17 protein-coding genes and 2 tRNA genes are annotated in these 18,223 nt (G+C 59.9%); 16 read left to right on the top strand and 3 right to left on the bottom strand.

What is annotated here, in order from left to right; translation table 11 throughout:
• The first annotated feature begins 46 nt into the window (after window positions 1-46).
• On the top strand, window positions 47-958 hold the full coding sequence (locus ACR0MO_RS05625) for a pirin family protein (protein ID WP_480890073.1): 912 nt from the start codon (window positions 47-49) through the stop codon (window positions 956-958).
• A 23-nt stretch (window positions 959-981) separates the two neighbouring features.
• Here the strand turns inward: ACR0MO_RS05625 and ACR0MO_RS05630 are convergent, their stop codons facing one another.
• Entirely contained in the window at window positions 982-1,569 is a 588-nt protein-coding gene (locus ACR0MO_RS05630) for a TetR/AcrR family transcriptional regulator (RefSeq protein WP_170621566.1), read from the bottom strand.
• A 102-nt stretch (window positions 1,570-1,671) separates the two neighbouring features.
• Between ACR0MO_RS05630 and ACR0MO_RS05635 the strand changes: the two genes are divergently transcribed.
• The 6 genes from ACR0MO_RS05635 (at window position 1,672) to ACR0MO_RS05660 (ending at window position 6,497) form a co-directional block, all read left to right on the top strand.
• Window positions 1,672-1,920, top strand: a complete 249-nt coding sequence (locus tag ACR0MO_RS05635; RefSeq protein WP_170621565.1) for a hypothetical protein — start codon at window positions 1,672-1,674, stop codon at window positions 1,918-1,920.
• A 118-nt stretch (window positions 1,921-2,038) separates the two neighbouring features.
• Window positions 2,039-3,325, top strand: a complete 1,287-nt coding sequence (locus ACR0MO_RS05640; protein WP_480890075.1) for a homoserine dehydrogenase — start codon at window positions 2,039-2,041, stop codon at window positions 3,323-3,325.
• A gap of 71 nt (window positions 3,326-3,396) precedes the next feature.
• A complete protein-coding gene (gene glpX / locus ACR0MO_RS05645; RefSeq protein WP_170630339.1) occupies window positions 3,397-4,377 on the top strand; it encodes a class II fructose-bisphosphatase in 981 nt (326 codons plus the stop codon).
• Window positions 4,378-4,471: 94 nt separating this feature from the next.
• Window positions 4,472-6,214, top strand: coding sequence for a single-stranded-DNA-specific exonuclease RecJ (recJ, locus tag ACR0MO_RS05650; protein ID WP_170517690.1), 1,743 nt, complete (start codon window positions 4,472-4,474; stop codon window positions 6,212-6,214).
• Between the two features lie 107 nt (window positions 6,215-6,321).
• A tRNA-Glu gene (locus tag ACR0MO_RS05655) sits at window positions 6,322-6,396 on the top strand.
• 26 nt (window positions 6,397-6,422) lie between these two features.
• Window positions 6,423-6,497, top strand: a tRNA-Glu gene (locus ACR0MO_RS05660).
• 39 nt (window positions 6,498-6,536) lie between these two features.
• On the opposite strand, the gene ACR0MO_RS05665 is transcribed toward ACR0MO_RS05660, so the two are convergent.
• On the bottom strand, window positions 6,537-7,316 hold the full coding sequence (locus ACR0MO_RS05665) for a DeoR/GlpR family DNA-binding transcription regulator (RefSeq protein ID WP_480890079.1): 780 nt from the start codon (window positions 7,314-7,316) through the stop codon (window positions 6,537-6,539).
• 541 nt (window positions 7,317-7,857) lie between these two features.
• Between ACR0MO_RS05665 and ACR0MO_RS05670 the strand changes: the two genes are divergently transcribed.
• The 8 genes from ACR0MO_RS05670 to ACR0MO_RS05705 all read left to right on the top strand — a co-directional run bounded on the left by ACR0MO_RS05670 (window position 7,858) and on the right by ACR0MO_RS05705 (window position 15,395).
• The gene (locus ACR0MO_RS05670; protein WP_170451615.1) at window positions 7,858-9,597 is read left to right on the top strand and encodes an ABC transporter substrate-binding protein; all 1,740 of its coding nucleotides are present in this window, start codon (window positions 7,858-7,860) and stop codon (window positions 9,595-9,597) included.
• A 61-nt stretch (window positions 9,598-9,658) separates the two neighbouring features.
• Entirely contained in the window at window positions 9,659-10,708 is a 1,050-nt protein-coding gene (locus ACR0MO_RS05675) for an ABC transporter ATP-binding protein (RefSeq protein WP_170451617.1), read from the top strand.
• A gap of 1 nt (window position 10,709) precedes the next feature.
• Window positions 10,710-11,786: an ABC transporter ATP-binding protein gene (locus ACR0MO_RS05680; RefSeq protein WP_170451619.1), complete on the top strand. Its 1,077-nt coding sequence runs from the start codon at window positions 10,710-10,712 to the stop codon at window positions 11,784-11,786.
• Window positions 11,783-12,646 carry a carbohydrate ABC transporter permease gene (locus ACR0MO_RS05685; RefSeq protein ID WP_058280832.1) on the top strand — a complete coding sequence of 288 codons (864 nt, stop codon included), beginning with the start codon at window positions 11,783-11,785 and terminating at the stop codon, window positions 12,644-12,646. Before ACR0MO_RS05680 ends, ACR0MO_RS05685 begins: the two co-directional genes overlap by 4 nt.
• A complete protein-coding gene (locus ACR0MO_RS05690; RefSeq protein WP_058280831.1) occupies window positions 12,643-13,440 on the top strand; it encodes a carbohydrate ABC transporter permease in 798 nt (265 codons plus the stop codon). The genes ACR0MO_RS05685 and ACR0MO_RS05690 overlap by 4 nt, the downstream gene beginning before the upstream one ends.
• Before the next feature lie 140 nt (window positions 13,441-13,580).
• On the top strand, window positions 13,581-13,850 hold the full coding sequence (locus ACR0MO_RS05695; protein WP_480626265.1) for a DUF2160 domain-containing protein: 270 nt from the start codon (window positions 13,581-13,583) through the stop codon (window positions 13,848-13,850).
• Window positions 13,851-13,915: 65 nt separating this feature from the next.
• Window positions 13,916-14,311, top strand: coding sequence for a BlaI/MecI/CopY family transcriptional regulator (locus ACR0MO_RS05700; RefSeq protein WP_170451622.1), 396 nt, complete (start codon window positions 13,916-13,918; stop codon window positions 14,309-14,311).
• The gene (locus ACR0MO_RS05705) at window positions 14,298-15,395 is read left to right on the top strand and encodes a M56 family metallopeptidase (protein WP_480625832.1); all 1,098 of its coding nucleotides are present in this window, start codon (window positions 14,298-14,300) and stop codon (window positions 15,393-15,395) included. Before ACR0MO_RS05700 ends, ACR0MO_RS05705 begins: the two co-directional genes overlap by 14 nt.
• A 5-nt stretch (window positions 15,396-15,400) precedes the next feature.
• Here ACR0MO_RS05705 and ACR0MO_RS05710 read toward each other — a convergent pair whose 3' ends face one another.
• Window positions 15,401-16,804, bottom strand: a complete 1,404-nt coding sequence (locus ACR0MO_RS05710; protein ID WP_480890082.1) for an MATE family efflux transporter — start codon at window positions 16,802-16,804, stop codon at window positions 15,401-15,403.
• A 317-nt stretch (window positions 16,805-17,121) separates the two neighbouring features.
• Here ACR0MO_RS05710 and ACR0MO_RS05715 point away from each other — a divergent pair, with 317 nt between their 5' ends.
• Window positions 17,122-18,222 carry a Hint domain-containing protein gene (locus ACR0MO_RS05715; RefSeq protein WP_480890084.1) on the top strand — a complete coding sequence of 367 codons (1,101 nt, stop codon included), beginning with the start codon at window positions 17,122-17,124 and terminating at the stop codon, window positions 18,220-18,222.
• Window position 18,223 lies beyond the last annotated feature (1 nt).

Consider the following 18,223-nt stretch of genomic DNA (forward strand, 5'->3'; position numbering starts at 1 on the left):
CAGCAATGCAGGGGTTACATGCTGTGCAAAGGAATAGGAGGCACTCATGTCCCTGAGACCCACTTTGGAAACCCGCAAAGCCATGCCCACGATGGAAGGGGCTGGCGTCAAATTACATCGCGCGTTCGGATTTCAGGATCCGTCGGAACTGGACCCGTTTCTGCTGTTCGATGATTTCCGCAACGAGCGTCCGCAGGACTATCAGGCCGGATTTCCATGGCACCCCCATCGCGGGATCGAAACCATCACCTACGTGCTGGCCGGAACGGTCGAGCATTCGGATTCGCTGGGCAACAGCGGCACGCTGGGCGCAGGCGATGTGCAATGGATGACCGCCGGGTCAGGCATTCTGCATCAGGAGATGCCGCACGGGAATACCAGCGGTCAGATGCATGGCTTTCAGCTTTGGGGCAACCTGCCCTCGGCGCAGAAGATGTCAGCGCCGCGCTATCAGGATGTGCAAAGCAGGGATATCCCCGAGGTCATTGACGATGACGGCACAATTGTGCGCGTGATCGTGGGTGAGTTCTGGGGCAAGACCGGCCCGGTGGATGGCATTGCGGCAGACCCTCAGTATCTGGACGTTCAGATCCCGGCGGGTGTGAAAAAGACCTTTCGCATCGACACCTACCGCCGTGCCTTTGCCTATGTCTTTCAGGGGCAGGCCGCGTTTGCGGACGCCTCGCAACCGACCGGTGTGTTGCTGGAAAAAGAGGTTGCCGGGGAAGAGGTGAACATCCGCGATATGTCCGGCGACCGTACTCTGGTGCGCTTTGGAACAGGCGATGAGGTCACCGTTCAGGCCGGGCCCGAGGGCGTGCGCTTTCTGCTGATCTCGGGCGCGCCGATTGATGAGCCTGTGGCCTGGCATGGACCGATTGTGATGAACACGCGGGCCGAACTGGAACAGGCGTTTCGCGAACTGCGCAACGGCACCTTCATCCGCCCGGCGCATTAGCCGTCAAAGCGGCCTGGCTTCGGTCAGGCCGCGACCGCGCGGCGAACCATGTCCCAGTAAATCTGCTCGACCTCGTCCAGCGACAGCCGCCCTCCGGCCCGATACCATGTCATGACGCCGTTCAGCATTGCGATCACCGCAAGCGTCGCGATCTTGGTGTCCGAAATCGCAAATTCACCCGCTTGCTGGCCCTTGTGCAGGATCGTTTCCAGCGCGTCTTCGTATCGGCGGCGCAGGTCTTCGATCTCGGTAAAGTTCTCGGGCGTCAGATTGCGCAACTCCATATAGGCGATAAAGACCTCGTCCGGGCGTTCCAGATGGAAGCGGATATGGAAACCAACAAAGCGGCGCAACGCCTCTTGCGGATCGGATGCGGTGTTCAAATCGGCATAGGCCTGCAACAGATCCTGCATGTGTTCGCGCATCAGGCGGAACAGCAGGCTTTGTTTGTCCGGGGTGTAGTTGTAAAGCGCCCCGGCCTGTACCCCGACCTCTTTTGCGATCTGGCGCATCGACACCGCCGCATAGCCGTGACGGGCAAAAAGCCTTAACGCGGCGCCGCGAATGCGCGGTCCGGTGATGTCCGAATGTGATCCCTGTGTGCGTGCCATGAAAACACCGTATCTGAACAAACGTTCAGATAGAAGCCCGCTTGATCCGATCCGGCAAAAGGTGCATCACGGGGGGACCTGCGCCAGAGAGAGCCTTTGTCGATGAAAGCTTTGCCCTTTTTGATCCTGACGGTTGTTCTGGCAAGCTGTGCCGATATTCCGGAGTTGGACGGGGTCGAACCGCGCGGGATCCAAAAAGCCGCCTATCCACGTCTGATCCCGCTGCAGGACACGCTGGGCGCACCGGTGGATCCTGTCAGCGAGGCGGAAGAGGTCGAAGAAGACCTGACCACCCGCAGCGAGGCGCTGAAGAAAAAGGCCGAAGCGCTTCAGAACGCTGAAACCAACTAGCTTAAACCGGTCAGGGCCTAGTGACGGATTGCACCCCCGGCCTGAACCCGCTAAGGCAGCGCTGAACGGACAAAAGCGTCCGGTTTCAGAACATGTCGAGCGGAAAGGAACCCACGGAATGACACAGGCGCTGCGGCTTGGAATTGCGGGCTTGGGAACGGTTGGTGTGGGTGTCGTCAAGATCATCCGCCGTCATGCGGATCTGCTGCAGGCCCGCACGGGGCGTCGGATCGAAATCGTGGCCGTGTCGGCCCGCGACCCCAACAAGGATCGCGGCGTGAACCTCTCTGACTATGCGTGGGAGGTTGATCCGGTCGCTTTGGCCAAGCGCGACGACATTGACGTCTATGTGGAACTGATGGGCGGCGAGAACGGCCCGGCCAAAGCCTCGGTCGAGGCGGCACTGGCCAGTGGCAAGGATGTGGTCACCGCAAACAAGGCGCTGCTGGCGATCCACGGTCAGGACCTGGCGGAACAGGCCGAGGCCGCAGGGCGCGTCATCCGGTTCGAGGCCGCCGTGGCGGGCGGTATCCCGGTGATCAAATCGCTGACCGAAGGTCTGGCCGGGAACGAAATTACCCGCGTCATGGGCGTCATGAACGGCACCTGCAACTATATCCTGACCCGGATGCAATCGCAGCGTCAGGGCTATAACGCGCTGTTCGACGAATGTGCCGAACTTGGCTATCTGGAAGCGGATCCGAACCTCGATGTGGGCGGCATTGACGCCGCGCATAAGCTGGCGCTGCTGTCGTCAATTGCGTTCGGCACCAAACCGAACTTCGATGGGATCGAGATCGAAGGCATTCAGCAGATCAGCCTGGAAGATATCGATCAGGCCCATGACATGGGCTTTCGCATCAAACTGCTGGGCGTGGCTCAGCGCACTGCGCGCGGGTTGGAGCAGCGGATGCAGCCTTGCCTTGTGCCCAGCGACTCGCCACTGGGTCAGTTGGAAGGCGGAACCAATATGGTCGTGATCGAAGGCGACGCGGTGGAACAAGTTGTGCTGCGTGGCCCGGGTGCGGGCGAAGGCCCGACCGCAAGCGCGGTGATGGGCGATGTCTGTGATCTGGCTCGTGGCTTTCAGATCCCGACCTTCGGACGCCCGGCGACCACGCTGGAAGACGCCACCCCGGCCCGTACCGGCCTGCCTGCCCCTTACTATCTGCGGCTGGCCCTGTTCGACAAACCGGGCGCACTGGCCAAAATCGCCGCCATTCTGGGCGATGCGGGTGTCTCGATCGACCGGATGCGTCAGTATGGGCACAGCGAAGATACCGCGCCTGTTCTGATCGTGACGCATAAGACCACCCGCGCGACCCTTGACGTGGCGCTGGACGGGTTCCGCGACACGGATGTTGTTGCCGGTGAGCCTGTTGCCTTGCGGATCGAACAGGTCTGACCCCTTGCGGCCTGCGCCTTGTGCAGGCTATGCCAGACGTACCGTCATTGCCGACCAAAGGAATACATCGCATGAGTGCTGCCAAGATCGATTTTAACGACCGCCTGTTGTCATTGGGACTTGCGCGTGTCGCAGAACAGGCGGCGCTTGCCTCGGCCTCGCTGGTGGGGCGCGGTGACGAGAAAGCCGCCGACCAGGCCGCAGTCAACGCGATGCGCGAGCAGTTGAACCTGCTGGATATCGCGGGCGTGGTCGTCATCGGTGAAGGTGAACGGGATGAGGCACCGATGCTGTATATCGGTGAAGAGGTCGGCACCGGGAACGGCCCCGGAGTGGACATCGCGCTGGACCCGCTGGAAGGCACCACGCTGACGGCCAAGGACATGCCCAATGCGCTGACCGTGATCGCCATGGGTCCGCGCGGGTCGATGCTGCACGCGCCGGATGTTTATATGGACAAGCTGGCCGTGGGTCCGGGCTACGCTGAAGGCGTCGTTAATCTGGACATGAGCCCGCGTGAGCGTGTTGAGGCCCTGGCCAAGGCCAAAGGCTGCGAGCCTGCCGATATCACCGTCTGCATTCTGGAACGCCCGCGCCACGAGGCGATGATTGCCGAAGTGCGTGAAACCGGAGCCTCGATCCGCCTGATCACCGATGGTGACGTGGCGGGCGTGATGCATTGCGCCGAAAGCGAAGTGACCGGCATCGACATGTATATGGGTCAAGGCGGCGCGCCCGAGGGCGTTTTGGCCGCAGCCGCGCTGAAATGCATGGGGGGTCAGATTTTTGGCCGCTTGCTGTTCCGCAATGATGACGAACGTGGCCGTGCGGCCAAAGCGGGCATCACCGATCTGGACCGCGTCTATGCGCGCGATGAAATGGTGACCGCAGATGTGATCTTTGCCGCGACCGGCGTGACCGGAGGCTCGCTGCTGCCGCGCATCAAGCGCGAACCGGGTTGGGTTGAGACCACGACGCTGCTGATGCGGTCCAAAACCGGGTCGGTTCGGCGTATGTCATATCGCACGCCGATGTGGTCGCACGACACCTGATAGCGGCTTGCGCCGCTGCCTTCGGCGCGAGTATTTGTAAAAAGATGAAGAGGCCGGGTCCGATTGGGTCCGGCCTTGGCACATGAGGGGCGCGATGGGTTTTCTTGGGGTGGAGCAATCTTTGACGGGGCGGCGTTGGGTGGGCCCCTCGCCCGAGGTTGAGCGCGCGACCGAGATGCTGGCCCAACAAGCCGACCTGCCGCGCGCGGTTTGTCAGGTTCTGGCGCGGCGCGGTGTTCCTCCGATGGAGGCGGCGGGGTTTCTGGAGCCGAAGCTGAAAGAGCTGTTGCCGGATCCGCGCAGCTTGAAGGATATGGAAGTTGCGGCGGCGCGGTTTCTGAAAGCTGTTCGGGACAAACAGCGGATCGCGGTTTTCGCGGACTATGACGTAGATGGCGGCAGTTCGGCAGCTTTGCTGCTGGTTTGGTTACGTCAGATGGGGTTGCAGGCGACGCTTTATGTGCCCGACCGGATTGATGAGGGGTATGGGCCGAATGTTCCCGCCATGCAGGAATTGGCGGCGCGGCATGATCTGATCATTTGCGTTGATTGCGGCACTTTGAGTCATGAGCCGATCGCGGCGGCCCAAGGCGCGGATGTCATCGTTCTGGATCACCATTTGGGCGGTGAGACCCTGCCTGACTGTGTCGCTGTGGTGAACCCGAACCGTCAGGACGAAAGCGGCGATCTGGGCTATCTCTGCGCGGCTGGTGTCGTATTCCTGATGCTGGTTGAGGCCGGGCGGCAAATGCGCGAAGCTGGGGCGCAGGGACCGGATCTGGTGTCTTTGCTGGATCTCGTCGCTCTGGCCACCGTCGCCGATGTGGCCCCTTTGATCGGGGCCAATCGGGCTTTGGTCCGGCAGGGGTTGAAGGTCATGGCCGGGCGACAACGGCCCGGTCTTGTTGCCCTGTCGGATGTCGCGCGGATGGATTCCGCCCCCAACAGCTATCACCTAGGATTTCTGCTGGGGCCTCGGGTCAATGCGGGCGGGCGCATCGGTCAGGCCGATCTGGGTGCGCGGTTGCTCAGCACCGACTCGATGACCGAGGCCGAGGCCCTGTCACAGCGACTGGATGCGTTGAATTCCGAACGACGTGACATTGAAAATGCCGTGCGTGCTGCAGCGCTGGAACAGGCTGAGGAACGCGGACTGGACGCGCCGCTGGTTTGGGCCGCTGGCGAGGGCTGGCATCCTGGTGTGGTCGGCATTGTCGCCTCGCGCCTAAAAGAAGCCGCGAACCGCCCAGCCATCGTGATCGGCTTTGACGGCGATGAGGGTAAGGGCTCGGGTCGGTCGGTGTCGGGCGTTGATCTGGGGGCCTCGATCCAACGGCTGGCGGCCGAGGGGCTGCTGGTCAAAGGCGGCGGCCACAAAATGGCGGCGGGGCTGACCGTGATGCGGGACCAACTGGAACCGGCGATGGCGCGTCTGTCGGAATTGCTGGCGAAACAGGGTGCCGGGCAAGGCGGCCCGGCGGACCTGAAACTGGACGGAGCCCTGATGCCCGGCGCAGCCACCGTAGACCTGATCGAACAGATTGAAAAGGCTGGACCTTTCGGGGCCAGCGCCCCTGCCCCACGCTATGCCATGCCCGATCTGCAGGTACGGTTTGCCAAGCGCGTGGGCGAGTCGCATCTGAAACTTTCCCTGTCCGACGGGCTGAGCAGCGGGTTGGACGCCATCGCCTTTGGGGCATTCGACGGGCCCTTGGGCGAGAGGCTTTCGAACCACGGCGGCGCGCGCTTTCATTTTGCCGGCCGGCTCGAAGTAAATTCCTGGGGTGGTCGTCAAAACGTACAGCTTCGGCTTGAGGATGCGGCGGAGGCCAATTGAGTGGATTTCCGGTCTGTTTCGAGCCACCAAAAAACTTTCGCATCCCTGCATTTTTCGGCTTGCGGGGGTCGGGGTGAAACCGTAAAAGGCCCTCCACAAGCCAGCGTGGCCCGTTCGTCTATCGGTTAGGACGCCAGGTTTTCAACCTGGAAAGAGGGGTTCGATTCCCCTACGGGCTGCCATTTTTGCTTGTGTGCCAAGACCCAGTGGCCCGTTCGTCTATCGGTTAGGACGCCAGGTTTTCAACCTGGAAAGAGGGGTTCGATTCCCCTACGGGCTGCCATTTCCTTCCTATATCGCGAACGAAAACGGCTGCGATGGCTCAGGCAGACGCGATTTGCATGTCTATGCCCCATTCTGCGATCTGATCGGCCAGCGCTCCGTCCGGGGCTTTGTCCGTTACCAATATGTGAATCCGGCGCGGATCCGGGCCCACATAGGGTGCCGATACGTCGTATTTGTAATGCGCTGCCGCCATTACAACCTGATCCGCATTCTGCACCACGGCGGACGCAAGATCCGCCTCGCCAAGGCTTTGATACAAAAACCCTTTGCTGTCCGAAATCGCATCGGTGCTGAGGATCGCAAGGTCAAAGGCATAACGCTGCAGCTGCCGGTGCGCCACGTGCCCGAAGGTACCGCGCTCGTCGCTTTGCATCTCGCCCCCCAACAAATGCACCCGGTTGCCATTGACGCCCACCAGTGTCAGCCCCACCACGATTGAGTTTGTCACGACGGTCAGGTTCTCGGCATGGCGCAGTTCCTCTGCCACAAAAGCGGTCGTCGATCCGACGTCCAGAAAGATGGTCATCCGGTCCCTAACCATCCGCGCGACATGCTGCGCTATGAGGCGTTTTTCGTCAGCATGTTGCGAAATACGGCGGAAAAATCCGGGATCGCCCTGTGCCCCCGCAAGGTAAACACCGCCGTGAACACGTTCGACCGTGCCAGCGCTGGACAGGGCTTTGATCGTACGGCGCACTGTCTCTTCGGAGACATTCAGCATCGTGGCCAGTTCCGAGTTCCGGGCCGTCCCACCGAGACGCTTGAGGGCGTCCAGCAGTTCAAGCTCGCGATGGGTATTGAGGACGGGCTTTTTCAAGGTCGGCTCCGAAAAATCAAACTGGTGTACAAACTACGAAGCCGAGCCGGCAAATCCAGCAGATTTACAATTCGCCCTGCGATCTCTGGCAGGGTTGGTTATTCGGGCAACAGCGCGGATCGGTACTATGAGGGGGCCATGCCCTGCCGTCGAAGGCGAATCGCGATTCTGGCTGCGCCGTAGGGCTGCGAGCGTGTAATTGGCCCCCAAAAACAGTGTCCGCCAAATGAGCCAAAAACAGCCGCATATAAGGTGCATCGCTGTCAGTCTTCGGAACAGAATTTCAGAGCATACGGGTTCAGGGCATCGATTATTCTCACTCGAACGCGTCATATATTCCTAGGTTAGTCTCGAAATTTAAATAATATTTTTCAAGCACTTAAACAACAGGCGCAAACAAAGAAACGGCGAGGGGTTCGCATCCAAATTCTTCTCCGATCCTCATTTACTAAAAATTTAGTTTGACACATATGCAAAAAATCGCTGATGCTGAGCGCCATCCGGTTAGCGCCGGACAACCATAATCTTTGGGAGGAGACAGATGCGGAGACATCTACTTTCCGCAGTGGCGGCGGCTGCCGTCATTGCGGGGCACGGTCCCGTTTGGGCCGACGAAGCCGCAGCACAGCGTTGGATCGATGATGAGTTCCAGCCGTCCAGCTTGTCGAAAGACGAACAGATGGCGGAAATGCAGTGGTTCATCAAAGCTGCCGAACCCTATGCCGGAATGGAACTGAACGTTCTGTCGGAAAGCATCCCCACGCATTCCTATGAATCCGAGGTTCTGGCCAAAGCGTTCGAGGAAATCACCGGTATCAAGGTCAATCATCAGATACTTGGTGAGGGCGAAGTGGTTCAGGCCGTTCAAACCCAGATGCAGACCGGCCGAAACCTGTATGACGGCTATGTCAATGACAGCGACCTGATCGGCACCCACTCGCGCCTGCAACTGGCTTATAACCTCACCGAACAGATGGGCGGCGACTGGGCGGCGACAACCTCACCGACGCTGGATCTGGATGACTTCATGGGCATTCAGTTCACCACTGGCCCGGATGGCAACCTGTATCAGCTGCCGGATCAGCAGTTTGCGAACCTCTACTGGTTCCGCAAGGACTGGTTCGATGACGAAGCCAACAAAGCCGCGTTCAAAGAGAAATACGGCTATGATCTGGGCGTTCCGGTCAACTGGTCGGCCTATGAGGACATCGCCGAATTCTTCACCAACGACGTCAAGGAAGTCGACGGTGTGGCGATCTATGGCCATATGGACTACGGCAAACGCGCGCCTGACTTGGGCTGGCGTATGACCGACGCATGGCTGTCGATGGCCGGTGCCGGTGACGTGGGCGAGCCGAACGGTGTTCCGGTCGATGAATGGGGCATCCGCATGGAAGCGGGCACCTGCAATCCGGTTGGCGCTTCGGTGTCGCGCGGTGGTGCTGCAAACGGTCCGGCTGCGGTCTATGCGATCCGCAAATGGGATGAATGGCTGCGGGCTTACGCCCCTCCGGGTGCGGCGTCCTATGACTTCTACCAGTCGCTGCCCGCGCTTAGCCAAGGCAACGTGGCCCAGCAGATCTTCTGGTACACCGCCTTTACCGCCGACATGGTCAAGCCGAAGTCCGAAGGCAACAATACTGTCGACGACGAAGGCACGCCGCTATGGCGGATGGCGCCCAGCCCGCATGGCCCCTATTGGGAAGAAGGCCAGAAGGTTGGCTATCAGGACGTGGGGTCGTGGACCTTCCTGAAATCGACCCCTTCGGATCGTGCTCAGGCGGCCTGGCTGTACGCTCAGTTCGTGACGTCGAAAACTGTCGATGTGAAGAAATCCCACGTGGGTCTGACCTTCGCACGCGACAGCTCGGTCAATCACGAGTCGTTCACCGAACGCGCGCCCAAGCTGGGTGGTCTGGTCGAGTTCTACCGCTCGCCTGACCGTGTGGCCTGGTCGCCGACCGGCATCAACGTGCCGGATTATCCGAAGCTGGCCCAGATCTGGTGGCAGCAGATCGGTGACGTGAACTCGGGCGCGTTCACTCCGCAAGAGGCGATGGATCGTCTGGCCGAAGAGATGGACATCACCATGTCCCGGATGCAGGCGGCGGACGAAGCAGCCAATGTCTACGGCGGCTGTGGCCCCCGCCTGAACGAGCCGCAGGATCCGTCCTTCTGGCTGGAAAAGGCCGGTTCGCCCAAGGCGAAGCTGGAGAACGAAAAGCCGCAGGGTCAGACCGTCAACTATGACGAACTGGTTCAGCGCTGGCAGTCCCAGTAAACGCAACATCGTAGGCCGGGCTTCAGCCCGGCCTACCCCAAATACCCCACGAGTTTCCCCGATGATCGAACTACAGGACGCGACCAAACGGGTCGGCAACGTCATCCATATCAAGCCTACAAACCTGACGCTGCAAACCGGCCATTTCAATGTGCTGCTGGGCGCGACCGGCTCGGGAAAGACCTCGCTTATCAAGATGATGGCCGGGCTGGACCCGATCGCCTCGGGCAAGGTTTTGATGGATGGGCAGGATGTGACCCGGCTGAACACGCAGAAGCGGCAGATCAGTCTGGTGCACCAGTTTTTCGTCAACTACCCGCATATGAGCGTGTTCGACAACATCGCCTCGCCCCTGCGCGTGGCGGGCATGGCAAAGTCCGAGATCGAGGGCCGCGTCGAAGAGGCTGCCGACCTGCTGCAACTGCGTCCCATGCTGCACCGCCGCCCGCATGAGCTGTCGGGCGGGCAACAGCAACGTACTGCGCTGGCGCGGGCGATTGCCAAGGAAAGCCGCGCTGTTTTTCTGGACGAGCCGCTGGCCAATCTCGACTACAAGCTGCGCGAAGAACTGCGTGAGCAACTGCCCGACCTGTTTGCAGGACGCGGCGCAGTGGTGGTCTATGCCACATCGGAACCCGAAGAGGCCCTGCTGTTGGGTGGTCACACCGCCCTGATGGAAGATGGCTGCGTGACACAGTTCGGCCCCACCGCCGACATTTACCGCAACCCAGAAAACATCGCCGCTGCGCGCGTCTTTTCGGATCCGCCAATCAATGTGGGTCGGGTCAAAGTGACAGGCGCGATGGCGCAATTGGAAGGCGGCGGACGCTGGAATGTCTCGGGCATGGCAGATGGCGACTACTCCGTCGCCGTACGCCCGCATCGCGTAACTCCGTTCCGAACGTCGGAAGCGGATGTTGAACTGACGGGCCGGGTGATCGTGACTGAACTGTCGGGCTCAGATTCCAGCGCACATTTCCAGCATGGCGAGGATGCATGGGTCTCTCTGGCCGCAGGGGTACATCCCTACCGGGTGGGTGAGGACCACAGTTTCTACATGAACCCGGCCCATTGCCGGTATTTCGGCCAAGACGGCCAAAGGGTCGCGTGACATGGCTCAGATCAAGCTTTCAAACCTGCGGCACAGCTATATGCCCTCACCCAAAGGCCCTGAGGACTATGCGCTGAAGGAAATCGACGTAACCTGGCGCGACGGCGGCGCATATGCGCTGCTTGGCCCGTCGGGCTGCGGCAAGTCCACGTTGCTGAACATCATCTCGGGCCTGCTGACACCGTCTGAGGGGCAGATTCTGTTCGATGGTCAGGACGTCACCGCCCTGCCCCCCGATCAGCGTAACATCGCACAGGTGTTCCAGTTCCCGGTGATCTACGACACGATGACAGTGGGCGAAAACCTTGCTTTCCCGTTGAAAAACCGGGGTGTTGACCCGGCGACCATCAAACGCCGCGTCGATGAGATCGCCGAGATGCTGGACGTCACGGATATGCTAAACACCCGCGCCTCGGGCCTCAGCCCTGACAACAAACAGAAGATCTCGATGGGTCGCGGGCTGGTCCGCGACGACGTGAACGCAGTGATGTTCGATGAACCGTTGACCGTGATCGACCCGCATCTGAAATGGAAGCTGCGGTCCAAACTGAAAGAACTGCACCAGCGCGTGCAGGCCACGATGATCTACGTGACCCACGACCAGACCGAGGCGCTGACCTTCGCTGATGAAGTCGTGGTGATGCAAGACGGCGAGGTGGTGCAGATCGGCACACCGGTTGAACTGTTCGAGCGCCCTCAGCACACCTTCGTCGGCCACTTCATCGGCTCACCCGGCATGAACGTGCTGCCCTGCGAGGCCAAGGGCGATCGGGCCGTGTTCGAGGGCCACGAGGTCATGCTGGAAGGCCCGACCCATGGCGACGGAGGCCGCACCGATCTGGGCATCCGCCCTGAATATGTGGGCTTTGGCGATACCGGTATCCCGGCGCATGTGACCAAAGTTTCCGACATTGGCCGCCACTACGTCGTCAGCGCGATGGTCGGCAACACCGCCCTCAAAGCTGTCACGGAACATGAGGTTCCCGAACCGGGATCACAGGTTTTTCTGCAATTCAAACCCGAACAATCCCGCGTCTACCGCGACGGCTGGATCGCAACTCAGGAGCGGGCACAATGAGAACGGAAAACCAAAAGGCATGGTTCTTTGTCCTGCCGGTTCTGGCGCTGGTTGCTTTCAACGCGCTGGTGCCGATGATGACAGTGGTCAACTACTCGGTGCAGGAAACCTTCGGCAACAACCAGTTCTTCTGGGAAGGGCTTGGCTGGTTCGAACAGATCCTGCGGTCCGACCGGTTTCAGGCCGCGCTGGGGCGACAGTTCCTGTTCACCTTCCTGATCCTGCTGATCGAGGTGCCGCTGGGCATCATCGTCGCCCTTTCGATGCCCCGCAAAGGCTTCTGGGTGCCGGTCTGTCTGGTGCTGATGGCCCTGCCGATGCTGATCCCGTGGAACGTCGTGGGCTCGATGTGGAACATCTTCACGCTGCCCAAGATCGGGTTGTTGGGGTATTTCCTGAATGACGTTCTGGGCATCAACTATGACATGACGCAACAGCCGATCTCGGCCTGGATTACCGTCATCGTCATGGATGTCTGGCACTGGACGTCGCTGGTCGTGCTGCTGTGCTATGCGGGATTGGTCTCGATCCCGGATGCCTATTATCAAGCCGCCAAGATCGACGGGGCCAGCCCATGGTCGGTGTTCCGCTATATTCAGTTGCCCAAGATGAAAACCGTCCTGACCATCGCCGTCCTGCTGCGGTTCATGGACAGTTTCAACATCTATACCGAGCCCTTCGTTCTGACCGGCGGCGGCCCCGGAAACTCGACCACCTTGCTGTCGATCGACCTTGTGAAAATCGCGCTGGGACAGTTCGACCTTGGCCCTGCGGCGGCGATGAGCCTGATCTATTTCGCCATCACGCTGCTGGTGAGTTGGGTCTTCTACACTCTGATGACAAAGGATGACGCGCAATGAAGAAGCGGTCCCTTATCCCGATCCTCTATATCGCGTTCCTGATGCTGCCGATCTATTGGCTGGTGGCGATGTCCTTCAAAACGACAAACGAGATCCTGTCGGGCTTTTCCCTGTTTCCCCAGACCTTTACGCTGGAGAACTATATCACCATCTTCACCGATCCGACATGGTACTGGGGCTACATCAACTCGATCATCTACGTGACGATCAATACGGTGTTGTCGGTCTGTGTGGCCCTGCCTGCGGCCTATGCGTTCTCGCGCTATCGGTTCCTGGGCGACAAGCAGTTGTTCTTCTGGCTGCTGACCAACCGGATGGCCCCGGCGGCGGTTTTCGCGCTGCCCTTCTTCCAGCTTTATTCGTCGATCCACCTGTTCGACACCTATCTGGCTGTGGCGCTGGCACATACGCTGTTCAACGTGCCGCTGGCGGTGTGGATTTTGGAAGGCTTCATGCGCGGCATCCCCAAGGAACTGGATGAAACGGCTTATGTCGACGGCTATTCCTTCCCGCGCTTCTTCGTGACGATCTTCCTGCCCAATATCAAAGCGGGCGTCGGCGTCGCTGCCTTCTTCTGCTTCATGTTCTCATGGGTCGAGATGCTGCTGGCCAAAACCCTGACGGCGGTCGAGGCCAAACCCATCGCTGCCGTGATGACCCGCACCGCCTCCAGCGCGGGGTATGAGTTAGGTCTGCTGGCCGCCGCCGGAACCCTGACCATCATCCCCGGCGCCATCGTCATCTGGTTTGTCCGCAACTACATCGCGCGCGGTTTCGCGATGGGACGTGTGTGAGGTTCGATATGCGTAAACTTCTTCTCACCCTGCCCTTTTTGCCCACCATGGCATTCGCCCAGCAATCCGGATGGGGCAGCGTCGGCCAGCAAGAGGAAAAAGGCTTCTCGTGGACCGATCCCCTGTGGCCCGATTTCTGGATGGCCTGGACCCCGGCGACCTTGGCCCTGTTTGTCGGCATCTTCTCGGCCATCGCCCTGATCGGTATTCTGGAAGGCTTCAAATACCGCGACGGGGTCGAGCGGCGCGGGGTTTTGGGCCTGACGACCACACTGGGCGACCGGCTGTTCATCACGCTTCTCGGCTCGGCCTATATCTTCCTCGCCTGGCTTGGGCTGGTCGGCCAACCGGTCTGGACCCCGCTTTTCCTGTCCATCGGCTGGGGCATCTTCGTCTTCTGGAAAGTTTAGACTTTGCGAAACGGCGAAAGGATGCTTGTCTGACAGGCAGACCAATCATGACGACACCGAGATCGATGCGTAAGAAAAAGACAACAAATCTGCTGACCGAAGTTGAACTGGAGTTCATGAACGAGCTTTGGGCGCTTGGTCACGGCTCGGTGCGGGATGTATTGGACCGCCTGCCCCCGGAACGGAATCTGGCCTATACATCAGGGGCCACGATCCTGCGTATTCTCGATGAAAAGGGATTTGTCGAAAGCCGCAAGGACGGCAAGACCCTGATCTACAGACCGCTTCTGGACAAGGACAGGTATCAGGCACGCTCACTTCAGAACCTGTCGCGGACGTTGTTTGACAACACGCCCGCCTCACTGGTCGCCCGGCTGGTCGATGATGAAGGTCTGAGCGAAACCGATCTGGAGGAAATTCGAGCACTGGTAGAGAGGAGACTGCAAAATGACCGCGGTTAAACCGGTACTCGACGCATTTCTGGAAATGAACATCGTGCTGGGCCTGTCGGCCCTTATCTGGCTGATCGCCCGCGCGGCTCTGGCCCGCACGTCACTGCGCACCGGGTTTATCTCGCAGCTGCACGCGTTCAAGGCGCTGTGTATTTGCGTTCTGGTCAGCCCGATCCTTGCGCTTGGCGTTTCGGCACTGTCCAGTCTGGCCTGGCCTGATCGGGGGTTTGCCCTTGGCGATATCGCGGTGGCCGCCTATCTGCGTGGCGACATTGCGATGCCTGCGACCCAGTTCGAAGCGTTGCTGAATACGCGCGAGCGTTGGGTCGATCTGGTGCTGTCCGGTCAATCCTCTGCCGTTACCGTTCTATTGGCCCTGCTGGCATGTGTCGCTGCACTGCTGGCTTTGCGTGTCACACGCGACGCGCTTGCGATCCGCGACACGGTCACGTCCAGCTTTCTCTGGCGGCGATCCAACAAGGTCGATATCCGCCTGTCCGACCGTATCACCGTTCCTTTCGCCGTCCGCGGCCTGCGCCGCCGCCACGTGGTCTTGCCCAGTCACCTTCTGGATACCCCGCGCGAGCTGCGATTTGCACTTGCGCATGAGTTTCAGCACATCCGCGCAGGCGACGTCGAGTGGGAGTTGGGGTTCGAACTTCTGCGCCCCCTGCTGTTCTGGAACCCGGCTTATCTGATCCTGAAATACCAGTTCGACCGCCTGCGCGAACTGGCCTGCGACCAGTCGGTTGTCGCGCGCAAGCGGATTGATACAAGGGACTACACGACGTGTTTGCTGGATTACTGCGCACGTTCGGTCGCCAAAGGCAGCCCCCGTGTGTTGCATGTCGCAATGGTCACAAGCGGAAACGCCAAGCGCGTGCTGCGACAGCGGGTCATCGCGTTGACCGACACTCCGACCGTTTCCGCGCCCTTGCCGGTGGCCTTTCTGGGACTGACGCTGATCTTCGCGGCCTTGCTGGCCTTGGGATCCGCTTCGATCCAACAGACCGGAGACTGGAGCCATGATCGCATCATGCTGTCAACGGTCGTGAATTTGGAGCGGCTGGAAGCCCGCAATCAGGGCAACTGACACCGTTACCACCCTCGCCGCCCGAATAGAGAGTGGAGGCGGTTTTGATCCGCAAAAGGCTCAATCGCTTGCGAACTTTGCAGGCCCGAGACAACGCGCATCACCATAACCCAACTGATGACGGCGAAAATGACGCCGCCAAACGCCTGACCCAGCAGAACTCCGGGCGCGCCTGCCAGGTACGAGCCCAAGGTCGCAAATACCCAGGTTCCAACCGTGTGGCGGCCCCAGTTGATCCATGTGGAATAGACCGGATGGCCCAGATTGTTGAAGCTGGCATTTGCAACAAAGATCACCCCGTTGAAGAACGACGCCAGGGCCAGCGGCCCGCAGAACAGGTAGATCAGCACGCGGGTCTCGCCCTGCGCCACAAACAGATCCGCAATGGGGGCACGCAGCAAAAACAGGATTGCGGCCATGCCCAGGACATAAATCGCCGTGAATTTGATCCCTGCCAGATAGGCCGCGCGAACCCGGTCGAACTTCTCGGCCCCGAAATTCTGGCCGATAATGGGCCCGATCGCGCCAGAAAGCGCGAAGATCACCGAAAACGCCACCGGCAACAACCGCCCGATCACCGCCATACCCGCGACCGCATCTGTCCCGTACTGAGCAATCTCATGCACGACAATCGCGTTGCCAATCGGCGTTGCCACATTGGTCAGAACAGCGGGGATCGCGATGGCACGCACAGGCCGAAGGTCGCGCCCGACCTGTTTCAACGAGGGGCGCGCAAAGCCCTGATGCACGCGCAATGCGGGCCACAACGCCGCCGCCAACATGCACACCCGCGCCACGACCGAGGCAATGGCCGCGCCGTCCAGCCCCAGCCCAACCCCAAAGATCAGGATCGGATCGAGCACCGCGTTGACAAGCCCGCCATAGATCGTGGCCATCATCGACCGTCTGGCGTCCCCGTGCGCGCGCAGAACGGCCATCGCCGCCATGGCAATCGACATAACCCACATGGTAGGCAGAATGATCGAGACATAGCGGGTCGCCAGCCGCAAAACCTCGCCTTCCGCGCCAAGCAATGACAGCAAAAAGCTGATATTTAACAATACCAAACCTGAGGTAATTGAACCGACAATCAGGCCCAGTGTCGCAACGCTGGACGCGTAGTGCCGTGCTTGTTCGGGCCTGCCTGCCCCAAGCTCGCGCGCGACAAGCGCCCCGGCCGCGATAGACAAGCCGATATTGATCGCGTTGGTGAAAAACAGCAGCGTCCCGGCATATCCGACGGCTGCGGCCAATGCGTCATTGCCCAGCATCGAGATAAAAACCATATCGACGAAATCGACGGCAAAAATCGCCATCAAACCAATGCTGGTTGTCAGTGACATCCGTGTCACATGCCGCATCAGGCTTCCGTTCAGAAACACCGCCTCACGCGGGGAAGTATCGGCCAAGGTTCTGTCCCATTATTGTGGTTTTGCAATCGTGTTCCGAAACGGTCCCAATGTGAAATACCTTATCCAAACTGAAACCGCTGTGTGAGGTTTTTGCGCCAAAAAGGTCTGATCACATGGGGACTGGCGCACCTGTTTCAGTTCCTTTCAAAACTCTGGCCACCTCACCCAGTTTTGATCGCCTGCGCCCACAAATTGCCTCAAAGGCGCACTAGCTCAGCCGCAGGTTGGTGCCGTTAAGGGAACGCCAACCTCCCTGGCTTAATCAATGAATTGAAACAGGGCGGTTTGTTAGGGGATGAGGTTTGGGTTAGGTCATGGCGAACTACTCGTATATCGGCTACGCGCCGGACGTTATTTCAGTGAACTTTGTCGGGCAGGATACGATCACACTGGCGGCCAGCTACAGCCCCGGCACGGATCGCAGGGTCTTTGATGTTCAGGACGACGCAGGCGGCACCATTCTGAACGGCGCGAATCCTTTGCCGGATGACGGCACCATCTTCAACGGGGACCGCTTCAATAACGAAAACGGAGATGACGCAACACAGACCGGTGTTGTGACCAGTCTGGACGGTTCGACCACTTTTGGCAGCGGTGACATCTATCTTGAGGAATCCTATATCCTGACGGTACCCGGTGGCGGCAACATCACGGTTTATGCCGTTGAAATCGAAGGCACGCTGGTTGGCTACATCACGTCCGAACCGTTGGATCCGGGGGTCACTTATGACATCCAGGTGGTCAATGTCACGCCGACCAACGCGCCTGACACGTCAGACCCAACCGCGATCATCGACGTGCCCTGTTTTGTCGCTGGCACCCTGATCACGACTCCTGCGGGGCCAAAACCGATTGAATCTCTGTCCGCCGGTGATCTGGTCTGCACTGCCGATCACGGTGATCAGCCCATCCGCTGGATTGGCGCGTGCCAGTTGGATCAGGCGGCTTTGGCCGCCAAACCCAAGCTAAGGCCGATACGGATTGAAGCTGGCGCTTTAGGCAGCCGTTTGCCCCGTCGCGATCTGCTTGTATCGCCGCAGCACCGGATGCTTGTCCGCTCACCCATCGCCACGCGGATGTTCGACGCGGCCGAGGTGTTGGTGCCTGCGCATATGCTGACCGAACTGCCGGGCATTGATTGCGAAGACACCGCAAGGAAGGTCACCTATTACCACATGCTGTTTGACCGGCATGAGGTCGTCTTTGCCGAAGGTGCACCGTCAGAAAGCCTGTTCACCGGTCCGCAAGCCATGCGCAGCCTGCCGTCCGCCGCCCGCGCCGAAATCTTAGAATTGTTCCCGTTCCTACGGCTGCCGGGCTACGTGGCACACTCTGCGCGGCGCATCCCGTCGAAAGGCCGACAGGTCCGCAACATGGTGCAACGGCACCTCAAAAACGACCGGTCCTTGGTCTGAT

It is taken from the genome of Ruegeria sp. K5 (genome assembly GCF_056531805.1).

Bases quoted from the DNA above. Each gene is read 5' to 3' on its own strand.
- ACR0MO_RS05640 (WP_480890075.1), top strand. From the start codon at position 2,039: ATGACACAGGCGCTGCGGCTTGGAATTGCGGGCTTGGGAACGGTTGGT.
- ACR0MO_RS05715 (WP_480890084.1), top strand. From the start codon at position 17,122: ATGGCGAACTACTCGTATATCGGCTACGCGCCGGACGTTATTTCAGTG.
- ACR0MO_RS05630 (WP_170621566.1), bottom strand. From the start codon at position 1,569: ATGGCACGCACACAGGGATCACATTCGGACATCACCGGACCGCGCATT.
- ACR0MO_RS05635 (WP_170621565.1), top strand. From the start codon at position 1,672: ATGAAAGCTTTGCCCTTTTTGATCCTGACGGTTGTTCTGGCAAGCTGT.
- glpX (WP_170630339.1), top strand. From the start codon at position 3,397: ATGAGTGCTGCCAAGATCGATTTTAACGACCGCCTGTTGTCATTGGGA.
- ACR0MO_RS05670 (WP_170451615.1), top strand. From the start codon at position 7,858: ATGCGGAGACATCTACTTTCCGCAGTGGCGGCGGCTGCCGTCATTGCG.
- recJ (WP_170517690.1), top strand. From the start codon at position 4,472: ATGGGTTTTCTTGGGGTGGAGCAATCTTTGACGGGGCGGCGTTGGGTG.
- ACR0MO_RS05675 (WP_170451617.1), top strand. From the start codon at position 9,659: ATGATCGAACTACAGGACGCGACCAAACGGGTCGGCAACGTCATCCAT.
- ACR0MO_RS05700 (WP_170451622.1), top strand. From the start codon at position 13,916: ATGCGTAAGAAAAAGACAACAAATCTGCTGACCGAAGTTGAACTGGAG.
- ACR0MO_RS05690 (WP_058280831.1), top strand. From the start codon at position 12,643: ATGAAGAAGCGGTCCCTTATCCCGATCCTCTATATCGCGTTCCTGATG.
- ACR0MO_RS05625 (WP_480890073.1), top strand. From the start codon at position 47: ATGTCCCTGAGACCCACTTTGGAAACCCGCAAAGCCATGCCCACGATG.
- ACR0MO_RS05680 (WP_170451619.1), top strand. From the start codon at position 10,710: ATGGCTCAGATCAAGCTTTCAAACCTGCGGCACAGCTATATGCCCTCA.
- ACR0MO_RS05705 (WP_480625832.1), top strand. From the start codon at position 14,298: ATGACCGCGGTTAAACCGGTACTCGACGCATTTCTGGAAATGAACATC.
- ACR0MO_RS05695 (WP_480626265.1), top strand. From the start codon at position 13,581: ATGGCCTGGACCCCGGCGACCTTGGCCCTGTTTGTCGGCATCTTCTCG.
- ACR0MO_RS05685 (WP_058280832.1), top strand. From the start codon at position 11,783: ATGAGAACGGAAAACCAAAAGGCATGGTTCTTTGTCCTGCCGGTTCTG.